A 4,058-nucleotide genomic window follows, 5' to 3' on the forward strand; every position below is an offset into this window, starting at 1 on the left:
TACGTGTCGACGCACTTCTCGACCGACCTCGAGGCGCAGGAGGCCGTCTACGAAGACGTCCGCATCCTGCTGCACCGCGAGAAGATCTCGGCGCTGGCCGACGTCCTCCCGATCCTCGAGAAGGTCGCGGAGTCCGGCAAGCCGCTGCTGATCATCGCCGAGGACGTCGAGGGCGAGGCCCTGTCCACGCTGGTGGTCAACGCCGTCCGCAAGACCCTGAAGGTCGTCGCCGTGAAGGCGCCGTTCTTCGGCGACCGCCGCAAGGCGTTCCTGGACGACCTCGCGGTCGTCACCGGCGGCGAGGTCATCTCCTCGGAGATCGGCCTGAAGCTGTCCGAGACCACGCTCGACCAGCTGGGTTCCGCCCGCAGGGTCGTCGTGACCAAGGACGACACCACGATCGTCGACGGCGGCGGCACCAAGGCCGACATCGCCGGCCGCGCGGAGCAGCTGCGCCGCGAGATCGAGGCCACGGACTCCGACTGGGACCGCGAGAAGCTCCAGGAGCGCCTCGCGAAGCTCTCCGGCGGCATCGCCGTGATCAAGGTCGGCGCCGCCACCGAGACCGAGCTCAAGGAGCGCAAGCACCGCATCGAGGACGCGGTCGCCGCCACCAAGGCCGCGGTCGAGGAGGGCATCGTGCCCGGCGGTGGTTCCGCGCTGGTCCACGCCTCCAAGGTGCTGGACGGCGGCCTGGACCTCACCGGTGACGAGGCCACGGGTGTCTCGCTCGTCGCGAAGGCCCTGTCCGCGCCGCTGTTCTGGATCGCCGCGAACTCCGGCCTCGAGGGCGCCGTCGTGGTGAACAAGGTCCGCGAGGGCGACTGGGGCTTCGGCATCAACGCCGCCTCGCTCGAGTACGGCGACCTGCTGGAGCAGGGCATCATCGACCCGGTCAAGGTCACGCGTTCCGCCGTCGCGAACGCCGCCTCGATCGCGCGCATGGTGCTCACGACCGAAAGCGCCATCGTCGAGAAGAAGGTGGGCGAGCCCGCCTCCGCCGCGGCCGGACACGGCCACGGTCACGGCCACGGGCACTGAGTTGTCTGTCCCGCCTCCGGCGGGACGGCGAGTTCGCCGGGAAGCCGGCCGTCCGGCCGACTCGCTCGCACCGAAATGGGCTTCGCCGATTTCGGTGCGAGCGGGTGACCGGACGACCGGCGCGAACTCGCGAAACCTGTGCGTGGACGACCGGCGCGAACTCGCGAAAGCTGTGCGTGGACGACCGGCGTGAACCCGCTAAGCCAACTCGCGGCGTGAACCCGAATCTGGGCTCGTGGCGTGAACTCGCGGTAGTGGACTGCGTTCGCTGAGTGTGCGCGCGCGGTTCTGGCTCCAAAGACCGGGTCGGCACCAATCGTTTGGTGCCGACCCGGTTTTGTGTTCAGACCATTGTCAGTTGGCGTTTGCGCGCCTTGATGATGTTGTCGCGCTCCGATTCCGAGAGCCCGCCCCAGATTCCGTAGGGTTCCTGCACGGCCAGCGCGTGTTTGCGGCACAACTCCAGCACCGGGCAGGCGAGGCAGACCGCCTTGGCGCGAGCTTCCCGCCGTGCTCTCGCCGGACCCCGTTCGCCGTCGGGGTGGAAGAAGAACGCGCTGTCCATGCCGCGGCACGAACCTCGCATCTGCCAGTCCCACAAATCTGCGTTGGGACCGGGGAGCCTTCGGGTGTCCGCCATCGAGACCGCCTCCGTGACGACTGCTCCATTCGGCTTAATGATGATCCACCGTAGAACCGCGTCAAAGCTTGTTCAAGAGGCTGAAGACCCTTATCAACTGATGGGTGACGGCACGCGTGTTCGATCACGCACCGCCCGGAGTTGCCGCCCGGATGAGGTGAACGGACGATGGCTGCCGTGATGACCCAGCCGGAGCACGGACCCGCCGGTGGTCATACGGGTGAACCCCTCCTCCCAGTCGCCGCGGTGGCCAGGCGGCTCGGTGTGGCACCCGCGACGCTGCGCACCTGGGACCGCCGCTACGGCCTCGGTCCGAGCGGCCACACCATCGGGCGGCACCGGAAGTACGGGCCACTCGACGTCGCTCGGCTGGAATTGATGCAACACGCTCTTCTTCGTGGCGCGTCTCCGTCCGAGGCGGCCCGTTTCGCGCTCGAGGAGAAATCCTCGATGACGCACGGCGAAGTTCCCGTCAGCCCATCGGGTGGTGGCCGCGGCCTGAAAATGCCGGGGGCGTCCCGGTTGGCGCGCGGACTGGGCAGGGCCGCGGTCGCGATGGACTCCATCGCCGTCCAGGGAATGCTCGCCGACTCGCTCGCGTCCGACGGAGTGATCGCGACGTGGAATGAGGTCGTGCGCCCCGTGCTCACCGCCGTCGCCGCGAAGTGGCAGCTGTCCGGAACCGGCGTCGAGGTGGAGCACCTGTTGAACGAGTGCGTGCTCGCGGCATTCGTGCGCGCGACGCCGCTCGTCACTCTCGGGCGCAACCATCGGCCCGTGCTGCTGGCGTGCATGCCGGAGGAAAGGCACAACCTTCCTCTCTATCCACTGGCCGCCGAGCTGGCGCACCGCGGCGTGGTCGTCCGGCAACTGGGTGCGGCGCTGCCGATGGACGCGCTGACCTCCGCCGTGCGCCGCACCGCGCCCTCCGCGGTGGTGCTGTGGGCGCAGCTGCCGCAGTACGCCGATCCGGGGGTGATCACCGCTTTGCCGCGCACCCGCCAGCAGGTGCGGGTGTTCGTGGGCGGACCCGGATGGCGTCGCGGGGTGGTCACCGCGCCGGCCGAGCGCGTGGACGACCTCGCCGCCGCGGTCGCCGCCGTGGAGAGCGCGGTGACCTGACTCCCGGCGCCGGCGGCAGACTCCTCCTCATGGAAGAGGAGCTGCGCCGAGCCGCGTTCGGTGACTCACCCGATCTCCCCGTCTGGCCCGCGCTGGCGTCCTCCAGCTCGCGAGCCCGCTGGCTGGCCGCCGTCGTGCTCGGCGGCCAGGGCCACTACGCCGCCGCGGCGACCGTGCTGGACGTGCTCCGCCACGACTCCGACCCGGTGATCGCCTCCCTCTCCCTCTCCACCCGTGCGTCCCACCACCGCCAGCTGGGCGCGCACCACCTCGCACGGGCCCTCGACGGCGCCGCCCTCGCGCGCGTCCGGTCCTCGGGTGGCGACGACCGGGACGGGGTCGACGCGGCCGGTGCCAGGGCGGACGCCCTGCTCGGCCTCGCCGCCGACTCGCTGGGAGCCGGACGGCTGGCGGAAGCGCGACGGCTGCTCGCGCGGGTCGAGACGACGTCGTGGAGGGGCCGGGTCCGGCGCGGCTGGGTGACCGCGGAGATCGAGCTGGCGTCGGACAACGCGCGCGCCGCCGTCGCACCCGCCGAGGAAGCTCACGGGGTGGCGACGAGCAGGAAGGCGCTGCGCCACGAGCTCAAGTCGGCGCTCGTCCTGGGCACCTCGTTGGTCGTGTGGGGGACACCCGACGGCCTGAAAAGAGGGAGTAAACTAGTACGGTGTGAGCTAAATCACAGTGTAGAAAAGGGGCTGCATCCGTTGGTCTGGCCGAGCGCGCTCGTCCTGGCGGGCCGGCTCGCGGCGACGGGCGCGGACGCCGTCGAGCGGGCGGCGGAGGCTCTGAGCTGCGTGTTGCGGAGAGCTGATCCCGTCAGTCGCCGGGTCGCCCACGACTCCCCGTGGATGCCGACGGGGCTGCTCCGTTCCGGGGAACCCCCGAACGCAGACCCACGGACGAACTTCTTGACGGATTAAGCACCAGATCGTGTCAAGGTCGGGCCTTCAGCGTCCGATAGGGGAGATGGAACGTCACTCGGCTGCAGGAAAGGAGTCCCCGTGACCACGGTCCTTATTTGCGACGACCGGCGCAGTGTGCGGGAGGGTCTCACCCGCGTGATGTCGGCTGTCCCCGGGGTTAGCCGCATCGACTGCGTAGCGCACGGTGACGAGTTGTTGGCTCGCTTTTCAAGGCAGCCGGTCGACGTCGTCCTGGTGGGAACCCAGCGCGCCGTCCCGACCGGGGTTGAAGCTACCCGTCGGCTCGTCTCCGCGAATCCGCAGGCAAACGTCATCGTCTTCGGAGCACC

General features: G+C 69.8%; 5 protein-coding genes. 4 read left to right on the forward strand and 1 reads right to left on the reverse strand.

The window, feature by feature from the left end:
* A partial coding sequence (gene groEL / locus VM306_RS41195) for a chaperonin GroEL (RefSeq protein ID WP_325525234.1) occupies nt 1-1,041 on the forward strand: 1,041 nt, incomplete at its 5' end.
* Nucleotides 1,042-1,384: 343 nt separating this feature from the next.
* Here the strand turns inward: groEL and VM306_RS41200 are convergent.
* The gene (locus tag VM306_RS41200; protein WP_325525237.1) at nt 1,385-1,681 is read right to left on the reverse strand and encodes a WhiB family transcriptional regulator; all 297 of its coding nucleotides are present in this window, start codon (nt 1,679-1,681) and stop codon (nt 1,385-1,387) included.
* 168 nt (nt 1,682-1,849) lie between these two features.
* On the opposite strand from VM306_RS41200, the gene VM306_RS41205 reads away from it, so the two are divergent.
* The 3 genes from VM306_RS41205 to VM306_RS41215 form a co-directional block, all read left to right on the forward strand.
* Nucleotides 1,850-2,803: a MerR family transcriptional regulator gene (locus tag VM306_RS41205; protein WP_325525239.1), complete on the forward strand. Its 954-nt coding sequence runs from the start codon at nt 1,850-1,852 to the stop codon at nt 2,801-2,803.
* Between the two features lie 29 nt (nt 2,804-2,832).
* The gene (locus tag VM306_RS41210; RefSeq protein ID WP_325525242.1) at nt 2,833-3,726 is read left to right on the forward strand and encodes a tetratricopeptide repeat protein; all 894 of its coding nucleotides are present in this window, start codon (nt 2,833-2,835) and stop codon (nt 3,724-3,726) included.
* Nucleotides 3,727-3,807: 81 nt separating this feature from the next.
* A partial coding sequence (locus VM306_RS41215) for a response regulator (protein WP_325525244.1) occupies nt 3,808-4,058 on the forward strand: 251 nt, incomplete at its 3' end.

The sequence above is a fragment of the Lentzea sp. genome (assembly GCF_035525475.1).
In the GTDB taxonomy this organism is placed as follows: domain Bacteria; phylum Actinomycetota; class Actinomycetes; order Mycobacteriales; family Pseudonocardiaceae; genus Lentzea.